18 protein-coding genes are annotated in these 20,755 nt (G+C 43.8%); 9 read left to right on the top strand and 9 right to left on the bottom strand.

The window, feature by feature from the left end; translation table 11 throughout:
- Window positions 1-49: 49 nt before the first annotated feature.
- Window positions 50-2,686: an ATP-binding protein gene (locus R7O13_RS01535; RefSeq protein ID WP_170896919.1), complete on the bottom strand. Its 2,637-nt coding sequence runs from the start codon at window positions 2,684-2,686 to the stop codon at window positions 50-52.
- Between the two features lie 615 nt (window positions 2,687-3,301).
- On the opposite strand from R7O13_RS01535, the gene R7O13_RS01530 reads away from it, so the two are divergent.
- Together R7O13_RS01530 and R7O13_RS01525 are read left to right on the top strand one after the other, a co-directional pair.
- Entirely contained in the window at window positions 3,302-4,735 is a 1,434-nt protein-coding gene (locus R7O13_RS01530) for a glyceraldehyde-3-phosphate dehydrogenase (protein WP_005373606.1), read from the top strand.
- A 240-nt stretch (window positions 4,736-4,975) separates the two neighbouring features.
- Window positions 4,976-5,197 (top strand): hypothetical protein, encoded by a 222-nt coding sequence (locus tag R7O13_RS01525; RefSeq protein ID WP_005373607.1) that lies wholly within the window; start codon window positions 4,976-4,978, stop codon window positions 5,195-5,197.
- Window positions 5,198-5,322: 125 nt separating this feature from the next.
- On the opposite strand, the gene R7O13_RS01520 is transcribed toward R7O13_RS01525, so the two are convergent.
- From R7O13_RS01520 to R7O13_RS01505, 4 genes are all read right to left on the bottom strand, one after another.
- Window positions 5,323-5,652: a hypothetical protein gene (locus R7O13_RS01520; RefSeq protein ID WP_170896918.1), complete on the bottom strand. Its 330-nt coding sequence runs from the start codon at window positions 5,650-5,652 to the stop codon at window positions 5,323-5,325.
- Window positions 5,653-5,981: 329 nt separating this feature from the next.
- Entirely contained in the window at window positions 5,982-6,596 is a 615-nt protein-coding gene (locus tag R7O13_RS01515; protein WP_005373611.1) for a LysE family translocator, read from the bottom strand.
- Between the two features lie 109 nt (window positions 6,597-6,705).
- A complete protein-coding gene (locus R7O13_RS01510; protein ID WP_017819875.1) occupies window positions 6,706-7,620 on the bottom strand; it encodes a LysR family transcriptional regulator in 915 nt (304 codons plus the stop codon).
- Between the two features lie 40 nt (window positions 7,621-7,660).
- Entirely contained in the window at window positions 7,661-8,116 is a 456-nt protein-coding gene (locus R7O13_RS01505) for an Lrp/AsnC family transcriptional regulator (RefSeq protein ID WP_005373615.1), read from the bottom strand.
- Between the two features lie 327 nt (window positions 8,117-8,443).
- Here R7O13_RS01505 and yjeH point away from each other — a divergent pair, with 327 nt between their 5' ends.
- Window positions 8,444-9,706: an L-methionine/branched-chain amino acid transporter gene (gene yjeH / locus R7O13_RS01500; protein ID WP_213987106.1), complete on the top strand. Its 1,263-nt coding sequence runs from the start codon at window positions 8,444-8,446 to the stop codon at window positions 9,704-9,706.
- Here yjeH and R7O13_RS01495 read toward each other — a convergent pair whose 3' ends face one another.
- Window positions 9,707-11,152 (bottom strand): PLP-dependent aminotransferase family protein, encoded by a 1,446-nt coding sequence (locus R7O13_RS01495; RefSeq protein WP_213867607.1) that lies wholly within the window; start codon window positions 11,150-11,152, stop codon window positions 9,707-9,709.
- Window positions 11,153-11,252: 100 nt separating this feature from the next.
- Between R7O13_RS01495 and R7O13_RS01490 the strand changes: the two genes are divergently transcribed.
- Window positions 11,253-11,909 (top strand): pyridoxamine 5'-phosphate oxidase family protein, encoded by a 657-nt coding sequence (locus tag R7O13_RS01490; RefSeq protein ID WP_213893526.1) that lies wholly within the window; start codon window positions 11,253-11,255, stop codon window positions 11,907-11,909.
- On the opposite strand, the gene R7O13_RS01485 is transcribed toward R7O13_RS01490, so the two are convergent.
- Window positions 11,890-13,212 carry an ATP-binding protein gene (locus R7O13_RS01485; RefSeq protein WP_318302792.1) on the bottom strand — a complete coding sequence of 441 codons (1,323 nt, stop codon included), beginning with the start codon at window positions 13,210-13,212 and terminating at the stop codon, window positions 11,890-11,892. The genes R7O13_RS01490 and R7O13_RS01485 overlap by 20 nt on opposite strands.
- 3 nt (window positions 13,213-13,215) lie before the next feature.
- On the bottom strand, window positions 13,216-13,908 hold the full coding sequence (locus R7O13_RS01480; protein ID WP_005373624.1) for a response regulator transcription factor: 693 nt from the start codon (window positions 13,906-13,908) through the stop codon (window positions 13,216-13,218).
- 366 nt (window positions 13,909-14,274) lie between these two features.
- Between R7O13_RS01480 and R7O13_RS01475 the strand changes: the two genes are divergently transcribed.
- Window positions 14,275-15,816, top strand: a complete 1,542-nt coding sequence (locus R7O13_RS01475; protein WP_213987108.1) for a hypothetical protein — start codon at window positions 14,275-14,277, stop codon at window positions 15,814-15,816.
- A gap of 12 nt (window positions 15,817-15,828) precedes the next feature.
- A complete protein-coding gene (locus tag R7O13_RS01470) occupies window positions 15,829-16,518 on the top strand; it encodes a hypothetical protein (protein WP_080276951.1) in 690 nt (229 codons plus the stop codon).
- Window positions 16,519-16,603: 85 nt separating this feature from the next.
- On the opposite strand, the gene R7O13_RS01465 is transcribed toward R7O13_RS01470, so the two are convergent.
- On the bottom strand, window positions 16,604-17,605 hold the full coding sequence (locus R7O13_RS01465; RefSeq protein ID WP_054574582.1) for an AraC family transcriptional regulator: 1,002 nt from the start codon (window positions 17,603-17,605) through the stop codon (window positions 16,604-16,606).
- 107 nt (window positions 17,606-17,712) lie between these two features.
- Between R7O13_RS01465 and R7O13_RS01460 the strand changes: the two genes are divergently transcribed.
- The 3 genes from R7O13_RS01460 (at window position 17,713) to R7O13_RS01450 (ending at window position 20,686) form a co-directional block, all read left to right on the top strand.
- Window positions 17,713-18,039: an MFS transporter gene (locus R7O13_RS01460; protein WP_017635162.1), complete on the top strand. Its 327-nt coding sequence runs from the start codon at window positions 17,713-17,715 to the stop codon at window positions 18,037-18,039.
- The gene (locus R7O13_RS01455; protein WP_213965416.1) at window positions 18,039-19,262 is read left to right on the top strand and encodes an HlyD family secretion protein; all 1,224 of its coding nucleotides are present in this window, start codon (window positions 18,039-18,041) and stop codon (window positions 19,260-19,262) included. The genes R7O13_RS01460 and R7O13_RS01455 overlap by 1 nt, the downstream gene beginning before the upstream one ends.
- Window positions 19,263-19,363: 101 nt before the next feature.
- Window positions 19,364-20,686, top strand: coding sequence for an ABC1 kinase family protein (locus R7O13_RS01450; RefSeq protein ID WP_005385593.1), 1,323 nt, complete (start codon window positions 19,364-19,366; stop codon window positions 20,684-20,686).
- The last annotated feature ends 69 nt before the right edge of the window (window positions 20,687-20,755 follow it).

The raw sequence follows: 20,755 nt of genomic DNA, 5'->3' as shown, positions 1-20,755 counted from the left end.
TGAAATGGGGCTTAATCGTTTTGACACCTTGTCTAAGTTGAAATGTTAGCTAGGCGAGTTTTAATTCACTAAAGAGCTCAAACAACTGGTTCGATTTATACGGCTTAGGTAAATAAGCATCCATGCCTGCCGCAAAACAGTTGTGGATGTCTTCTTCCAAAACACTCGCAGTGAGTGCGATAATCATCGTTTTTTCACGTCCTGCTTTCTTTTCCCAACGACGAATTTCTTTCGTCGCGGTCAGTCCATCCATCACGGGCATCATGCAGTCCATTAAAATTGCATCGAATTCTTCTCCCTTTGTGATGGCTTCTAACGCTTCTTGACCGTTGCTTGTTATCAAATAGTCATAACCTGCTTTATCCAGAAAGAAACTCGCTATTTTCTGGTTCATCAAGTTATCCTCCGCAATTAAGATCCTCCGATGAGAGCGCGACGCTCGATATTCAGAGCTGACAACATTATTGGTGACATTGTCACTTGATATAGTCTTTTCAACCTTAGCTAAATCATCAATGACATGCTTAAATCGATTGCCAAGGAAAGGTAATGTGAGTACGGCATGTACTTTTTCTGCATTTTCGTAGGGAGTGGATAAATGATGCTGGCAAATAATCACACGGCGAAGATCGTAATTAAATGATAGATTATCCAAGATTTCATCGGTATTAGCGTCGTTACTGTGGCACAGAAATATGACATCAAAGTCATCATTTATCGCTTGCACTTCATTCACATTATTAACACCAAAGAGATTGATTTTCGCTAAGCGACACTCTTTTAATACTTGGTCGGCGTAGTCGTAATTTGAGCAGATCAAAAGCCCTTTATTAATCACCTCAGAACGCCAGCCAAACACCGGAATTGCTTCAACCTCAATCGAGAATTCAAAGCATGTGCCCACTCCTTTTGTAGATGTTGCTACGAGCTTGCCCCCCATCATCGACACAAGCTGACAACAAATTGCCAAACCCAACCCTGTGCCGCCAAATTGCCTCGACACTCCTTCATCTTCCTGAGTAAAGGGTTCAAAAATCGTGGTTAACTTATCTTGATCAATGCCTATTCCGGTATCTTCTACTTTAAACGTCAGCACTCCACGTTCTTTCTCAGGTAACTCTTCATAACTAACATCAACGCATACATGCCCACTTTCGGTAAACTTAACCGCATTCGATACCAGATTCGTAACTACCTGTTTGACACGATGATCATCGACCATCACGCGAATGGGGATATTTTCAGCTAAATTAATACCTAACTTTAGCTGTTTAGATGTTGCTTTGGATTGGAATAAAATCATCGACTGATACACGACTTCTCGGATATCCGCTTCTACTAGTGACAGCTCCAATCGTCCAGACTCGATTTTAGAGAGATCCAATATATCGTTAAGTAAAGTAAGCAGCGTTTGAGATGATGAGTCAATGTCATCAACAACTTCTTGTTGATGCGAAGACAACTCACTTTGAGAGAGTATTTCTGTCATGCCCATGATCCCGTTAAGGGGCGTGCGTATTTCATGTGACATGTTGGCAAGAAACACAGATTTTGCACGATTAGCCGACACTGCTGACTCTTTTGCATGCAGTATTTCTTCAGTTTGTCTCTGCATTTCTTCAACCACTCGATTCACTTGCTGAGCAAAAATGGTCAGTTCATCACTTCCATCAACTTTGACTTTTGTTTGCTTCTCTTCGGAGTTGATCAACGCGTTTAAAGTATGAATGATCGCATCGAGTTTGCTGTTAACTCGGAACCAAGTACTAAATCCGAGCCAACAAAGCAGGATAACCACTAAGGCGACGCCAAAACTGATCATCGCTATATTGGCCTTTTGTTCATGAACCTGCGTGAGAAGCGACTGCTCAGTTTGTTTGGTGAACCCATCAATGAGCACTTGTAAGCGCTGCACACGAAAATCGAGTTCTTTTAAATACGCGGCGTAGTCACTTTGTGACATGTCTCCTGACATTAATTGTCCGCGAGACGCCAAGTTTCTCTGATATCTCGGCGAAGTAAACAAGCCAAGCAATTTATCCACTTGCTCGTATGACCCACCTAAGTTTAAAAACGCATCCAAATTTTGCTGCTGTCTGTCAATCGCCTGATAAAACATACTTTGACTTAGCCGACTCTTAGGGTCTTGGACTAAACGGTTCGTCAGCCAAGCTTCTTTCTGTGTCCAAAAAGAGAGCTGAGCAAGGTAGGCAATAAAATTTTGCATGCGAATGCCATCGTCACTGCCATACCATTGATGATTTTGCAGCAAAGAGCGCGACATATTTTGGAGCTGTTGAAATGCCCAATCACCCAGGTCGTCCATCTCACTCAATCTACCTGACAATACCCCCAGCATGGCTTCTTTCAGTTCATCAGCATACTCAGCAGTATTAGGGTTACTCACAAACTTTTGATGCAAAGAAGAAATAACTTCACCTTGTTCTTCAATATTAATGGCTGCAGAGACTTGAAGATCAGGCTGTCGGCGTACTTTCTCTATGGAGTAAATAAAGTGGGAGGCCTTGGATATAAATTGGAAACCTTGAATATTGCTAACCGTTTGATTGAGACGGCTCACGCGCAACGCATTATCAGAAAACTGCTGAACTGCAAACACCACTATTACCACAGCGGGTAATAGTGCGAGGAGTGCTAAGCGTGTTTTTATTGATAATCTCAACATCCATCAGCCTAATGGTTGATTTCATCCGTTTATTTAATATTAGACTAGTTTCTTGCATTGAAAGGCATATACGACATTGTTACTTTCAAACAACATTCACCTACCTAGATTATGGTTATTGTGAGTGTTTTATCATCGGCTAATGAAGTGGCAATTGTGATTCAAGTCATATTTTTTGATCTTAAAGTTGGATGCAAACAATAAAGTTTCACTCACAACTAAGAGTCGCATCACTTTTCAGGAAATCATCTATTGTATGTTTACCTATTGAGTTGCCTTATCGAGTTAAATCACACAAAAATGCAAAATATCCATTTTTGTCAACAAAACTAATTTGAAAGCAAACGTTATCATCGCAAAAAAAGTAAGTTACTTTCTAAATGTCAATACGTGAAAACCACTGCTTTAGTCACATTAATCCACCACTAACGTCCCCTTAAGTAGTGTTTTACACTGGATTTAATTTTCCTAGCAGAATAAGGACTCCGACCTTAGAATCCGCACACATAACTATTACAACCCGATTACATAACCCACCACACTCTTGCACGCTGCCGAAGAGGCAACAGCAGAGAGTATGGTTAGCCCCCAAAACGTGAAAGGTCTAATACAACAATGAGTCCAGAGAAATATCTCCAAGACTGGCAAACTAGCCAAACGATTGCTGAATCTATTTCCCCTCTAATTGGTAAGCTATATCGTCAAAAAGGAATCGAAGTGGTTCTGTTTGGTAAAACGCTTATTAATGCTACTACTATAGACATTCTCAAAACTCATCGCGTTGCAAGACGTTATACCGGTAACCCACTTTCGCTTGAGCACACGATGCCTATTATTCAAGCGCTTTGTGAAATGAGCATTTCTTCATGCCGTGTCGATGTTGGCCAATTGGCAACTATGTACTGGAATGAACATGACGATACAAGCTCTCTAAACGATTTCCTTATCACTGCACTTGATGGTGCTCGCGACGCAGATTCTTCATTGAAAGCGCGTGATGTGGTTCTTTACGGGTTCGGTCGCATTGGTCGACTACTTACTCGCCTTCTCATTGAGAAAAGTGGTCCAGGTTACCCACTAAGACTACGTGCGATTGTGGTTCGTGGCGGTAAAAAAGGCGATTTGGAGAAGCGTGCTAGCTTGCTGCGTCGTGACTCAGTTCACGGTCAGTTCAACGGTAGCATTGTTATCGATGAAGAGCGTAAAGCACTGATCGTTAACGGCAACTACATCCAAATCATCTACGCAAATAACCCAAGCGAAGTGGATTACTCAGCTTTCGGTATCAATAACGCGCTAGTTGTTGATAACACAGGTGTTTGGCGTGATTCTGAAGGCCTGAGCCAACACTTAGCGTGTCAAGGCGCAGAGAAAGTACTGCTAACAGCACCAGGTAAAGGTGACATCAAAAACGTTGTATTCGGTGTAAATGAGTCGGTAATTAAAGAAGATGACACCATCATCTCTGCGGCAAGCTGTACAACAAATGCAATCACGCCAGTCCTTAAGGCTCTGAACGATAAATATGGTGTTCTTTCTGGCCATATTGAAACCGTGCACTCATACACAAACGACCAAAATTTGATCGACAACTTCCACTCTGGTGACCGTCGCGGACGTAGTGCTTCACTAAACATGGTTCTGACTTCAACAGGTGCGGCAAAAGCAGTTGCTAAAGCATTGCCAGAGCTTGCAGGCAAGCTAACAGGCAACGCGATTCGCGTACCGACACCAAACGTTTCTATGGCAGTCGCTAATCTAAACTTAGGTGAAGACGTAGACCGTGATTCACTGAACGATTACTTGCGTGAAATGGCGTTGAACTCTGAGCTTTCGGCACAGATTGACTACACCGATTCAACAGAAATTGTATCAACTGACTTAGTTGGTTCTCGTCATGCAGGCGTCGTAGATGGTCAAGCGACTATCGCACAAGACAAGCGTTGTGTACTTTACATCTGGTACGACAACGAATTCGGTTACAGCTGCCAAGTTGTGCACTGTATGGAACAAATGATGGGTGTTCGTTACCAAACATTCCCTCGATAGGTGAACTTTGCTCCACAACGTTAACCACATAGCGTAGCGGACAATATCTCATATTTGTTCTAAATAATAAGCGCCATGCGCATTACTAATATTTTTCCCCGTTTATACGCCTGATCACCCTCAGGCGTTTTTTCGTTTCATTCATTTGACACTCTCCGGACAAAGTGAACGTCAGCATTCATGTTTTGTTCATGTTCACAGCATTAATCTGAGCACATAAATTACAGAGAGGTCATGATTATGAATCGGATTATTGTAACTGCACTAGCACTGATTACCGGTTTTTTTACGTTAGTATTTAGCTTGATCATTGCGATTCCGTTGACCATCGCAGCATTAATTACCGGTAAACGTATTGAAAAGCGCGTCAAGAAAATGCAGAGAGAAATGCACGAAGAGTATGAGTTTAATACAGGTAAAGCAGATGCGATTGAAGGTGAATTTGAAGAGGTTCGCCGGTAAGTAAATAAGATTTAGATGAGTTTCTCTCCCCCGACCGCTCCTGAGAAACTTCTTGCTTTCACCCTGTCCTTAAAATGGCAGGGTGCTTTTTTGAAAAGCACAATATTGAATAAGCACCTAGCGGTTTATTGCTTTATCTTTTTGTTGTAGGAGGCTGTGTAACCAGCCTCCCATAAATCACCATCGACACCAGAGTATGGGTTGGATTCTTTCGGAGCGCCGCTTAGGCAAGCATCTATGCCTTCCTTCTTAATTTCATCGATGTGATTTAAAACAAAGTCAAAGTGTTTAGGATCAGCCTTTTGTAGTAACCCGTACAAAAGGCCAAAGCCAAGCATCGTAAATACAAACAGTTCAAAAAACACCCAAATGCTCTTTGTTGAAAAGAATATCCAAGCAACGCTGCAAACACTGGTCAAAATTACTACTGGAGCTAAATCTACTATTCTTTGCATATTGCTCTCACCTTCTAAACGGTCATGAAGTCTCTACCCCTTTCATAGGGTAAGTAAGAGGAAAGTCCGTTTTTATCCAATAAAGCACTCTCGACTTAATATGCGACACTGTTAGTATTAACGTTAAGTGGCTATCGTTCTCATTATAACAATGCGTTGGAAAGTAGCTTTCACAGCAAATGAGAATATGAACCAAAGTAACACTATTGATAATATTAATTTTAGCAACGTTTAGCGTCAGAATTACGTAAATTGTGTAAGGGTTACTGAGAGTAGACAAAAAAGCAGCCACACGGGCTGCTTTTAGTATTTCTGTCTTGCGAGCTTGTCTATACCGTTACGACCACTCTAAGAGCCAGCAGCATGAGTACTACTCCTGACAAACGATCAATCAACACTGCCTTAGAGCGAATTCTGTCAACGACTTTAGAGCTCGATAGCACTAGGGTAATAAAGGTGTACCAAAGCCCATCCACAACAAACGGCGTGGCAACAATGATCATCTGATTACTCAAATCATTACCGAGCGCGACAAACTGACTGAATAATGCGATAAAAAACAAAGCAATTTTGGGACTTAAAATCGAGATAAAAAAGCCTTCTCGCGCAGACTGGATTACCGTTGTTTCCTCACCTGACTCCAACTTCGCAGCCACACCACCTTTTGAACGCAAAGCATTAAACCCTAAATACGCAAGATATGCCGCACCCACAAGGCTAATCGTCTTGAACAGCATCGGGCTTTGCTGCAAAACAACAGCGAGCCCAATCAAGGTAATAAACGCATATATACCAATGCCAAACGCATGAGCCCAAGCCGTAGCTAATCCATTGATACGTCCACCAGCCAACGAGTGCTTAGCGACAATAGCTAAGCTGGGACCTGGTGACATAGCCCCTAATAAACACACGGTAAAAAGTGATAACCAAACTGTTAGTGTCATAAGAATCTCCCCTCTTTGAAGCTCACTCTATCAACGGAAGAGGTATAATTAGAAATCAAAGTTATTCATACTAATCATGACTTCAAGTCATAGCTAAACGGTGTACGTATTAGCGAATGGAATATTCAGAAATTTGCATTACTGAGCGAATCTCTTCTCGCACCCATTTATGCGCAGGATCCGTGTCGTATTTGGGGTGCCACATTAACCAATATTGATGAATAGGTGTTTCGAGTGGTAATGCTTTATGGGTTAAGTCCCAATGCTTAGCGAGGTTAACGGCAATATGTTCAGGAGCCACCATCAGGTGCTCGCTTGCAACTAAGCGATTGATCGCAGCAGAGAAGAATGGAACCTTAAAGGTAACGTGGCGGGTGTGCCCTAGCTCTTTCAATGCTAAATCAGTGTAGGAATCTTTGTCTCCGCCGCCAGTCACTTTGATGTGTGAATATGAAATCAAGTCTTCAATACTGATCTGGTCCTGCTTTGCTAACGGATGAGAAGATTTCATCAAACAAACTGATGAATCCTCACCAATTTTAACGCTCGACACGCTCTGTGGTTTTTCTGGATACATAGAAGACGCGATATGGATGCCCGTCTCATGAAGTTTATCAAGAAAGTTGGGTTGCCACAGTCGGTACGCCATATCTAACTGTGGCGCTTGTTCACCCAAGTGAGAGGCAATATCGGGCAATACGTATTGCGCCACGTAGTCACTAGAAGCAATAACAAGCTCACCTTGCCACTGCCGCGGCTCAAAAGGTTGGTCATCGAGTAAATGGTCAAACTCAGCCAGTAATGCATCAAGCTTTGATTTTAACGCTATTGCTCGTGGCGTTGGTATCAGTTGATTACCTTGACGAATAAGCAGTGGGTCACCACACAGATCGCGCAATTGTGCAAGCTGTCGACTGACAGCTGACTGCGTAATGTGCAAACGGTCTGCGGTCCGGCTGACATGACACTCCTCTAAAAGTACATGCAAGGATCTAAGTAGATTCAAATTAATGTTGTTTAACATATTCGCTCAGAAGGGTTTTCAACATGGCATCCATTCATGGTCACTTCACAAACAGGTTCCCAGTCGTGTTAAAGAATTCAGCTAAGACGGTATGAGTCATCAGGTTTCGAAGCTCTGGATATCGTTGAATTTGATCTCTGATTTCGTTCAAGCGAGCCATCGTAGGCACTTCGACAAAAACCATCATGTCCGTCTCACCGCTGATCGCATGACACCATTTTACGCCATCAATTTTGTATAACTCGTCCGCGTATGATTCGCAATAATACGTAGAGGTTGATTTATCGAACTTTAAGGCAAAATAGGCGCAAATCGAATCCCCACCCGAAGGCGCAATTTCAGCGTGATACCCTAGAATCACTTTGTCATGCTCTAGCTTACGAATACGGGCCGTTACCGCAGAACGAGAAAGGTTTACTTTATCCGCAATTTCAGTCACCGACAGCCGAGCGTTGTGCCTGAGCAGATCCACAATCTTATGATCAAACTTGTCCATACCGTTACCAAGCTTTCCTTATTTTTCTCATTCTATACCGATTCTAACTGCATAAGAAACCAACATTTTGTTGGAATTATTTAAAACAACCGTCATATTGACGGTTTAGTAAATCATTTTGTTATTAACATTTTGGATATGCTATTTGGCGGGCATGAGATGAGTGCTGTTATCCATTTCAACAGAAAATAGATAACACATTGAAATCAAATTCCCAACTTAAGTACTCAGCACATAAATAGCATCGCTTAAACACATAAAACGAAATAACCAGAAGCCACAAGCTTTTTCGTAATAAGCCTCATAACATTGGATGAATCAATTCGCATGGAAGAGCTCAAAAAAGACATTTCACTCACATCAGGTATCGCACAGTTATCCACCACATTAATGGGAACTGGGCTGTTTATGATCCCGGCTATCGCAGCAGGTATAGCTGGCCATTTTTCACTATGGGCTTGGATTTTATTGTTCATCGCGATTTGTCCTATTGCGCTGACTTTTGCTCAACTGGGTAAACGATACCCCAACGCGGGCGGAACAGCCTTTTTTGTACGCAAAGCCTTTAACGCCAAACTGGAAAGTAGTGTCGCTTGGCTATTTGTTAGTGTCATTCCGGTAGGGGTTCCGGCCGCGATTGCACTCGCCGCAGGCTTTCTACAACAAATATTGCCAGAGCCTATTAGCAACAATCTGTTTGCACAAGTTCTCACGGTAGTACTTCTTGTGTTCGTCAACTTGATGGGCACAAAATCATCAGGTCATTTACAAACTCTTATTGCTTTGAGTGTCTTCGCACTTGTTGGCGCATTTTTATGGAAAGGCGACGTTAACAGCGCCGATCTTGTGATGCCCGCCATCACACAAGAGTCAATTTGGCCTATTACCGCAGCGTTAGGCGTGATGTTCTGGTGTTTTGTTGGCATAGAGGCTTTTGCCCATATGGGGGAAGAGTTCAAAAACCCTCAAAGAGATTTCCCTATTGCCATTGTGGTCGGTTGTTTTGTAGCAGGGGCTACCTATTGGGCATGCTCTGTCGTTATTTTAAAATTTGGCGCGTATGGTAACGCTCAATTTGATAACGCATCCATCCCCTGGCTTAGTGCCCAACTACTAGGCGATGGAGCCAAATGGATAATCAGCTTGATAGGTTTCTCCGCTTGTTTCGCGAGCGTTAACTTATACACACAGAGCCTAGCGCGAATGGTCTGGGCTCAAGCTCGGGAACATCGTCCTTCTAGTCCACTAGCCAAGATTTCACGTCGTGGTGTCCCTTTCTCAGCCACCATATTAGTTGGCGGCATATTATTGATATCTTGTGTGATAGGAACCCTATCACAGCTCGATCTGGAGTTTTTCCTAAAACTCGCAAACAGTGTATTCGTTCTGGTTTACATGTTGGCGATGTTAGCCGCTTTCAAATTGCTTCGAGGATTTGGTAAAACACTTGCGGGACTGTCCCTGCTGCTTTGTACCGGTGTTTTTATATGTTTAGGCTGGTCAATGTTATATGCACTTGGCATTTTTACTCTACTTTTACTGCCTTGGAAACAGTGGCGACATAAGCGACAAACACGTGTAGTTGAATAGTCATCGCTTCCCATTTCGAAATATGTGAGCTAAACGTTGGATACCAGCGTCTATGTTCTCTAACGCGATATTGCCGTAACCAAGCACGGCACCATGCCAGTGACGTGCTTGAAAATCTGGGTGTTCATAATAGCTCAAAGGTCGCAAGATGATCCCTTCATGCTCTGCTAGTTTCGTAAAACGCTGCTCATCCATACCATCTTGCCATTTCAACGTAATATGAAGCCCCGCCGCTTGGCTAACGACGCAAACACGGTCGCCAAAATGCTGTTGAATGGATAAATGCATCTGTTCATGCTTAGTTTTGTACAGTCGACGCATTTTTCGAATATGACGTAATAACCCACCTTCAGTAATAAAATCTGCCAATGCTTCTTGTGTATGCGTCGGCGAATCACCACTTAACGCATCTTTAACCACCAAACATTGCTCTACTAAACGTTCAGGAGCTACAAGGTAGCCAAGCCGCAATCCGTTAAACATCACTTTACTGAAGGAACCCACATACAACACACGATCATCTCGACCCATTTGAGCTGCTAGCCCCTGTAAGCTGGTATAGGGACGATGAGCAAACTGAAATTCGCTGTCATAATCATCCTCGATGATCCAACTTGATTGTTCGACCGCCCAGTTGATGATCTTTCCTCTTTGCTCGGTATTGAGTGTGGTGCCCATCGGATATTGATTACTTGGTGTAATATACAGCGCATCGGCATCGCTTGAGGTCACCGCTTCCACATCAAAACCTAATTTCTCTCTTACGAACAAAGGCTCAAATTGATAGTTTTGGAACTGAATCAACTTCCGCATTTGCGCGTAACCTGGTTGCTCCATCAGAACCTTATCACCTTGTTTGAGCACTACCATCGTCGCAATTGACAACGCTTGCTGCGCCCCAGAGGTAATAATAATGCGCTCTGGAGAACAATTCACTGAACGGCTTGATGCGAGGTAGTCAGCTAAAGCACAGCGCAATGCCCAACTACCCTGAATATCTTGATTCCCCAACAAGCAAGTACGAGACATATGGCGAGTGAGTAACTTTTGCCATTGCGCCATCGGAAATGCGTCCAAATCCGGCACACCCGGTGCAAATGCGCGGTTGATATCAAAGTGAGCTTTCGGTGATGAGTCTCTCTGAACTGAACTAGGTTCAGGCAAGTACTGCTCTGGCAGTTCTACGGCAACATAAAAACCAGAACCTTTTTGGCTGTTCAAGTACCCTTCCGCCACTAACTGTTCGTAGGCAGAAATCACGGTATTCCTACTTAGATTAAGCTCTTGTGAAAGCTTCCGCGTAGAAGGCAGCTTCCCATTCTTCACCCACAGTCCTTGAACAATTTTCTTGCGAATAGCAAAAAACAACGCTTGCTGACGCGTTCCATCACTGTCTTTTAAATGCAGGTCACCGATATCAATCAAAGACAAACTGGATCCATCCATTAGTTAAAAGTGGCTCTCTTTAAGCTACCAGTTAAACGCTACATTGCAATCAAAGAATGAGGATCAATCGCTCGTAATCGTGAGCAAACAAGGAGAGAAAATGCTATCCAACACCAATAGAACGGAAATTAAGAAAGGCGCACATAAAGCCGTCTCTGATGTTAGCAAACTGCACGCCATCATAGATGAAAGCCTAATCGCTCATATTGCGATAACCAACGAGTCAGGCCCTGTGGTCATCCCTATGCTGGCATGGCGTGTCGATGATTACGTGTATATCCATGGTGCCAACAACAGTCGACTATTACGCTCACTCAAACAAGGAGTGCAAACGTGCTTAACCTTTACTTTGTTTGATGGTTGGGTATTGGCTCGAAGTGCGTTTCACCACAGTGCGCATTATCGCAGTGTTGTGGTCTTTGGCCAGTTTGAGATGGTGGAAGATAACCAAGAGAAAGACAGGTTGCTGAATCACTTTATTGAACAGATCGCTCCGGGGAGAACAGAACAAGTCCGTTTGAGTAATGAAAAAGAACTCAAAGCCACCATGCTACTGCGTATCCCGCTCACGGAGGCATCAGTGAAAATCAGCAATTTTGGCGTCAACGACGATGCGGAAGACATGGACATCCCTGTTTGGGCAGGTGTCCTACCCTACCGAACCGTCGTAGGTCCGCTGCAAGCTTGTGACGATTTGTATGAAGGTATCGCAGAGCCAGACTACCGCAGTGCCTACTCTAACCGTTGGCAGGAATAAGCACCGTAAAACGTGCGCCGCCTAAGTGACTCTCGCCGACAGAAAGCTCCCACCCCAGTTGCCGCGCTGCACTGGTAGCGATGGCAAGCCCTAAACCAAAGCCTTTCATGTCGGCGTTGCGGCTTTTGTCTAAGCGCGAAAATGGCATAAACACTTCTTCTCGCATCGCTTCAGGGATGCCCGGACCATCGTCCTCAATATCGATGCTCCAACAATCCTCTACCGTTCGAATCGTCACCTCAACGCAGGATTCACCGTAACGCTTGGCGTTTTGCAGCAAATTATCGAGGACGAGGTTACCCAAAGTAGGCTGAAAGTGAATCAATTGGTTCGCGAGTTCATTTTCTGCTCTCAACATGGCGGACTCTAAGCCTAGGTAATTCATGCGGCTTTTACACCAAAGTGGCAGTTCCATGGTTTCAACAGAATCGATCCATGAGTGGTTTTTCACACTCAAGCGAGACAGCATGACGATGTCGGATGTTAAATCCGTCACTACATCAACGTATCGTTCAATATCGTCATGTAACTCTGCCTGCATTTCACCACTCATGCGTCGAGCTAAATCCGTCGCTAGCTGAATACGACTCAGCGGAGTGCGCACTTCATGAGGAATAGCTTGAGTAAAGATGTGTGTTTGGCGTACTCGTCTCTCAATCTCTTCAGACATGCAGTTGAAGCCTTGGGCGAGCTCTTTCACGGGTTGCGAAAATTGCTTTAGATCGACTCGCGTATTCAACTCACCAGAACCAAATTGTTGTTGCGCAGCCGTTAGTTGCCGAATTTGGCGGTCAAGACGTCGTACAGGTATGTAAACCATAATGCCTAAACTGCATACAACAACCAAAAGCAGAGTAAGTATAAATACAATCTCAGAATCTTCATTCCAATCAACGTGTGGGCTAAAGAAGTCCGTTTTTTCTTTGAAAACTAAACTCTTCGAAGTGTTAGGCAAAGGGAATACCGCAGCATAGGTACTGCCGTCAATAAGATAAACAGGTACCCCTTGCATTCGGTACAGCAGATTACAATCTCGACAAGGCGGTGATCCGTCCCAGTTCTCAACCAATGTTAAATCAAAGATAAAGAAATCTTGCTTGCCGTTTTCGGTTAACTTCTTGTAGAGAGAATCCGGAGTGCCTCGCTGCTCAATGTATTGATCGACAAAATAAGCACCATCGTTCAAAAAAACACCGACTTCTGTTTTGCGCATGTACTCTTCCCCTATAAAGAGAAACAAAGCAACAGTCAGCGCAAGGCCGGTTACTAACCCCACATATAGACGAGTAAACAGGGAAAACACGCGTCATTTACCTGTCAGCATGTAGCCGTGGTGACGTATAGTTTTAATGGTAGCCGTATGGATATGAGCCTTGGAGAATTTCTTCCTTAGCGACGATATACGCATATCAATCGAACGATCAGTAATGCAGTATTCAATGCCTCGGGCAAGACGACAACATGATTCACGAGATACTGGCTTATCGACATTCAGCATCAGGAGCTCTAAAATTTCAAACTCAGAACTCGTTAAACCAATATCTTTTTGCAAATAAAATGCTTGGGAGCGACGAAGACAAAGACTAATGCCATATCGGCTCAGCTTTTCTTCTTCAACGATATCAACTTGACGACAATAGCGACGCAACGCTGCTTCAATACGGGCGAGCAAAATATTACCTTTTATCGGTTTGGTAAGGTAATCATCAGCACCGAACTTAAATAAGCTCACCTCGCTCATTTCATCATCGGTCGCAGTCAAAACAATGATAATACCATGATAAAACTTACGCGCCTCTTGGCATATTTCTGCGCCATTTTTTCCTGGTAACATTAAATCTAACAGCACTAGGTCCGGCTTGAGCCCCTTAATCGTTTCTAATGCATTTTGACCGTTATCGATGACAGTTACCGTATATCCTTCGGCTTCGAGGTACATTTTGGTTAATCGAGCAATCTCTGAGTCGTCTTCTACCAGTAAGATTGTATTACCCACCATGAATCATTTACTCCACCAATATGATGGAGGGAGTATATCGCTCGTCCTATACTACGCAACCCACTTAAATGATAATTTTAATAAAAAGCAGGCTTACATACGCTTACAAACCATACATATACGATAACCCTAATCATTCCATACCCCTTAAACCATACAATAACCTGATGTTTTATTTATTATCAGAATATAGCTTCACATATAAAATAAAATTCGGAATAAAAATCTACTATATTTTTAAACATATCGAATAATAGGTCTTACCAAAAAACAATATCAACATATATGACTTAGTTTGCTTATATAGACAGGACTTTATGTTGCTTCTAAGTTTCTTGCTCTAATAAAGTCTACGAGTAACATGAAATGAGATATTCCAAATTAACACCTTTAGCCATATTTTGCGCGATAAGTCTAACTGCTTGTGGCGGCAGTGAATCTAATCCGAAACCATCGACAACGAAACCTCCAACACCACCAATGCCAACATTGAGCACTGTCACAATCCCAACTGTCGTTTCTACAGAGTTTCCAGCCAAGTTAAAAGTGGCTGCTGATGCTGGCTTCACCCACTATGTGAAAATCTCCCTTTCTGAAGCAAATAACAATGATACATTTCACATTGTGGCCGTTGATGACGGTGCGAATAATGAAAAAATCTTTCGTGCAGCCAAAATCATCCAACACCTTCTAACAAACCAACCAGACTCTAAGTACGGTGCTGACAAGTCTCGTATCGCTAAGACATTAGCCGAGCGTGATGCCACACTAATGCTGACCGAAAACGACGAACAGAATGATGAGATGTTAACCAAAATCTTTATCAACGAACTGATTCGCCAAGATAAATTGAACGATGCAGTTACAAACTCGGGCTTAGCACACTCTTTTGATACGAGTTCTCTAGAAAAGTTTGTTGTAAGCATGATGGTACTTAACGAAGATGATATGGATACACTTGTCACATCTATCGCGTCAACATTAGTAACTAGTAAAGAAACACCAAACTGGCTAAGGAATAGCCAATCTTTAATGTATCGAGAACTGACAGTTGAAGGCGATTGCCATTACATGAGTAATTTTGCCGATTACTGCGCCAATCTTGGTAAAAAAGCCGAACGAGACGCCGCTTTTGAAGAAATTTTACACTTGGTCCAAGCGCAAGGTATTGCACCTAACACGGCGACTGCGGCACTGCAAAATGACATTCAAGCTCATGCGTTAAGCATCTATAACGATATTCAATCGGGCAAACCGACGGTGTGGCGCCCTACTCAGTATGACTGGGACGATTGGAAATCGGACGACTTCGATCCTGAAAGTGTTAAAAAAACGGGCCCTTCATATTCTCACGAATATTTTGCTGCCGCTTTTGAAGCTTACATGGGTGTAGCAAAAGCAAACGGACATGGTTTAGATGGCTACCAAGCGTTAACGCGTGAAGAAATGCAAACCCAAGATCCACAAGCCGTTGATTGGATCAGTGGCTTATTCCACGGATACTTGCAATATACCGCGAATATCGACTCTGCGGGCGTCAAGCTCTACACAGAAAAGACAAATCCAGGCACAGTACCTACCTTCCGTATGGCTCCCAACAAAGACGGTTCGATAGAAGCGTACACCTACAAATCTCAGTGGCTAACAAAAGTGAAGATCATTGGCGACGACGCGATGAATGTGATCGGTAATGATCAAAACAATACTTTTGAAGGCAACAGCAAAGACAACAGCATTTATGGTGAAGGCGGTATCAACACCTATATCGTGCCACACAAACTGGCGGAATGTACTGTTATCAAAGCAAAGAGTGTTTCTGTTGAGTGCCCAAATACAGGCACTGACGAGTTGTACGACATTCAGAACATCCAATTCACCGACCAAACCCTAGATGTAACCAAGCTATAAACAATGAAAAACATGAAGAAACTTATTCTATTCGCTCCCTTGCTCCTTGTTGGTTGTGGTGGCCTAGCCGTCATGGATCGTACTGATGCCGTAAAAGCACAACCAGAAATGCTGATCAAAACCGACGGTGATTTTTGGGGATTCGGTGCAGATGGCCATTTTGATTTTGCTGGTAAGTACAAAGGCAAGTATTCACGCAGTGCTTCTAACTCAAGTTGGTTTAACCGTATCTCTTTCAAAGAAGGTTCAATGGGCGCAGAAGTGACTCGTATCGACAGCGGGGAAACTTGGCTTTTGAACTGCACCGGAGGCGGTATGTCGGTTAACTACATGGGCGTCGATTTTGGTGGGAATGATCCTTACACCTGTGACATTACTCAAGATGGTAAAAAAGTCGGTGAGTTTGCGATGGAGCCAAAATCCGCTCTCATCGACATCAGCTTTGAGAAAAAAGAGACAGGCGTAGTGCGTATTGGTAGCACCCACTTTAATGTAGAAACTGTACATACTAGTCCTGACGCCATGATGGCGGTAGACATTCCATTGGGTTATAGCTTTAAGGAGGGCACACAAGAAATTGCCGCAGTGCAGACGAACGGTACCATTGCGGTGCAGATGCTCCCTGAACTTAGCGAACAAAAAAAGGATGTAATTGCCATCGGCGCTGTTGCAAGTGCACTAAGTTGGCGTCCTAAGAAATAGCCATCACATAAAACGACACAAAAAATAACAAAGCCCTCAACTTTGAGGGCTTTTATTGCTTGTACTCATAGAGATAAGTGGAGCACTACTTCTCTAATCTTCCCGTATACTGCTTGGGCGTTAATCCACGATGTTTCTTAAACATACGATTGAAGCTCGCCACATTGGTATAACCAAGGCGCGTGGCAATGTCATCAATACTCACGCGCTTACTCAACAAACCAGCTGCAATATTACTCAATACATAGCCAGAAACCGTCGAAAAATTGAGTCCTAATTTATGCAAACGACGTTGAAACTGCTGTTCAGATAAATCAAGCAGAGAAGAAACGCGCTCTAACGTTGGCAATCCATAATGGCTGCTGTAATTCACCACTTCATAAATCACTTTCAACTCATCTTCTGGGTCGGGCATATTAAGCAAATCATCTAAATCGGAAAAACTCATCGCTAGACGGTTGTCTTCTCGATGGCTCACTTGGCGAGAAGCTAGTCGGTCATCTCCTGGGATCCATATCTCTGTTTTTGGCTGACTCCATTCCACCTCGCAGCCGAAATATTCCCGGTATCGCTCCGTATTTTTTCTCGAGCCTGAAACCTTGACACGTAAAGGCTGGTAATCTTTGCCAAGAAATTCGCGTAACACCTTAATCATAAATACCGCACAGCGGATACTATCGTGCACCTTTACTGACGTTTCTATAAACGGGTTGTGGTAAGTCCATTTGATGATTTTACCCGACTGTTCGCCAGCAAAAAACGCCCCTGATTGTAGGTTGCTCACACCATAATTCACTCGCCGAATCGTACTGGCTAAATCATTGCCGGAGAATAACCAGCGTCCCACTGGCCCTAGCTTTTGCAGTTCAATACCTCGGCTGAGACTCAACACCACATCCGGGTCACCACTGGCTTGTTCAACACAACGATACCATTCCGCAACGGCTTTTAGCGGGATCAGTGTCATTGGGTTACGAAACACCGATGCTGGGATCCCTAACTCATCCGAGTCCAAATTGTATTTAGATAACGCGAGGTTATGCATGTTTAGAATGCCCATCGCGCGAATAAACCGAACCGTTTTCATAACCAATCACATCAAATTTAATCCTATAGTGATTGAATCTGTCACAAAGAAAGCCGCAAATCAAATTCAGATCACAATACGCCAACAGTTTGATAGAGGAGTGTTTAATGAGTTTACTGAGTGTCCCATTTGTCGGTACAGGCGCAGATACGGCGTTACATGTTGTCGCTGCTGTCGTTTTAATCGCGAGTGTCGCGGGCGCGTGTTACGGCTTTTGGAAAATCCATGAATTACCTATCAATAAAGCACACAGCAAAGACCATCATCAGATAGGGCTCATCACTGCGCTGACCTGGATAGGGTTTGTCTGGCACTGGGTTTGGGTACTAGCCGTGATCTTTGCATTTGTTGATATGGAAAAAGCCATCATCAATCTGCGTGATACATGGAAAAGTAAACCGCAAACAGAAACACAGCCAAAAGAGGAAGCATAATGTTAGAAGGTTTAGCAGTATGGGCACTCTTCATCTACCTGTTGCGTTTGGTTGGCATGCCTTGGAACAAAGCAACCAAATCGTTCGCTTATCTTGGCGGCTTTGGTTGGCTAATGTTCGTCTGGGTAGGTTTGATTAACTTCACCCCGATGGATTTATCCGGCGGTTCTGTCGTGCAGTCGCCACACATCCAATTGCGTCCAGATTCAACCAATGTAAAAGGTAAAGTTGACCACATTTACATTAGGCCAAATCAGAAAGTTAGAGAAGGTCAGCTCATTTATGAACTTGACCCAACGCAATACAAAATCGCATTAAATCAAGCGAACGTATCCGCTGATTCTGCTCGCGTTGCATTAGCTACGGCAAAAGGCGACATTGAGATTGAAGAAGCTAACCACGAAGCGCTAGTGCAAGATCTAGAAACATCCAAGAGCCAGTTGGAAGCGGCCAAAGTTGACTACAAATTGCAGAAAAAAATGCTAGATCGTTATGTTGAGCAAAACCGAGTGGTGCAAAACACCATCACGGAAAGCGACATCGACAAACAATCGAGCACGGTAGATATGGCACGTCACAACGTGTTAACCCTTGAGTCTCAAATCAAGAAGAAACAAGTCGATATTTCCCGTGCAAAACTGGCGATTCATAAAGCGGAACTTGCAGTTGAAACCAAACAAGCCGAACTGCGCCAAGCTGAAGAGCAAATTGCAAAAGCGCAATGGGATTTGAATAGCACAAAAGTTCATGCCCCAACAGATGGCTTTGTCACCAACTTTATCCTGCGTGAAGGTCAGCGTGTATCGATGATGCCGCGTATCAACATGTACACTAACGAGAAGTATGTGCTGATGCGGGTCAACCATCAGGCGATTCGTAACATCAAACCGGGTCAGCCAGCGGAATTCTCTTCGTCCGTTTACCCAGGTAAGATCTTCTCAGCGACCGTCGAAGGCATTGTTGAAGCAACAGGTGAGTCACAAGGTAATCTACTGGGTTTCGATGATTCCGTACGTGTCACCACTGGAAAGAACTTACAGAACAAACACCACTTTGTTCGTCTTAAGATTGATGAGCCAGAAGGCTACGACATCCCTGTTGGCTCTGTTGGCCTCGCATGGGTCAGCGGTGAAAAACCGATAGGCTTCATGGCCTTCTTAGATGTGATTCGCGGGATCATCATCCGAATGAAGTCTCAACTGTACTTCTTCTACTCTATCTAAACTCGCAAACCGCCAGTTACGCTGGCGGTTTTCTTTTCATTTGTATCCAAACATATCCTTTTCCCGTATAACAATTAGTTAGTAAATAGCGGAGAAGATTCATGTCGGCAAAGGAAAGAAGCCTACCTACCCATCGCATCTCAAGATTCAGCAAGTTCGCTTCACTTGCTACCCGTGTCGCAGGCAATGTGATTGCAGAAGGCACGAAACAGATAGCCAAAGGCAACAAACCAAAAGCGAAAGACCTCTTGCTGACGCCACAGAACATCGCGCGCTTAACTGACCAACTTGCTCACCTGCGTGGCGCTGCAATGAAGCTTGGTCAAATGCTATCAATGGATGCTGGTGATGTTTTAGAACCTGAACTTGCCGATATTCTTTCCCGTCTTCGTTCCAACGCAGACCCAATGCCTGCAAAACAACTCAACGCAGTAATGGAAAGTTCGCTAGGAACGAATTGGAAAGCTGAGTTTCTGTCATTTAACTTCAAACCAATCGCCAGTGCATCAATAGGACAAGTGCACCAAGCCTACAGCGATGCGGGCGATAACCTAGCCGTCAAAGTGCAATATCCGGGCATACGGAAAAGTATCGATAGCGACGTCGACAATGTCGGTACACTGCTCAAGGTCGTTGGGTTGATTCCCGAGTCTGTCGACTACAAAGGATTGCTCGAAGAAGCGAAAAAACAGCTACATGATGAAGCCGATTACGCACGAGAGGCGCAATTTGCCATTCGTTATCATGACGCTTTGAAGGAGCACCCTCATTTTGTCGTACCGAAGATTCATACTGAAAGTTGCTCAGACTCCGTTCTCGCGATGGAATTCATTGATGGTAGCCCGATTGAGCAAATCGAACATTATGATCAGAGTACACGGGATTTTGTCATGCACAGCCTACTCGAATTACTGTTTCGAGAGCTGTTCGAATTTAAGATGGTGCAAACCGATCCCAACTTCGCCAACTACTTATATATCGAAAACACTCGTCAAATCGGCTTGCTAGACTTTGGTGCGACCCGCGAATACAGCGAACGGTTCAGTACCGGCTATCGCCAAGCTTTCGCATCTGTCGTTAACAATGACGAACAAGGCTTGAATGATGCGCTTGAACAAATAGGCTTCTTCAGCCAAACCATCCTTCCAGACCAACGCCAAGCGATTCTCGATCTAGTGAAAATGGCATGTGAACCTATGTTGGTCGATGAGCCTTATGACTTTAAAGCCAGCGGCTTAGCACAAAAGCTTCGCGAGGCTGGCACCATTCTAAGCATGGAGCAAGAATACTGGCATACTCCACCAGCAGATGCCCTATTTTTGCACAGAAAAATCGGCGGAATGTACTTGCTGGCAGCCCGTATTGGCGCAAAAGTGAACATTCGCCAATTGGTACAGCCATATCTCACCATCAACAGCGAATAGCCTATTGTTTTTCTGTTACTTTCAAGTACCTTGAGCAAGGTTAAGATGCATAGTTGTGCATCTCAATAA

The sequence above is a fragment of the Vibrio sp. Y176 genome, assembly GCF_033438945.1.
Note: the sequence above shows the minus strand (reverse complement) of the source record. Positions and strands in the feature narration are given on the sequence as shown.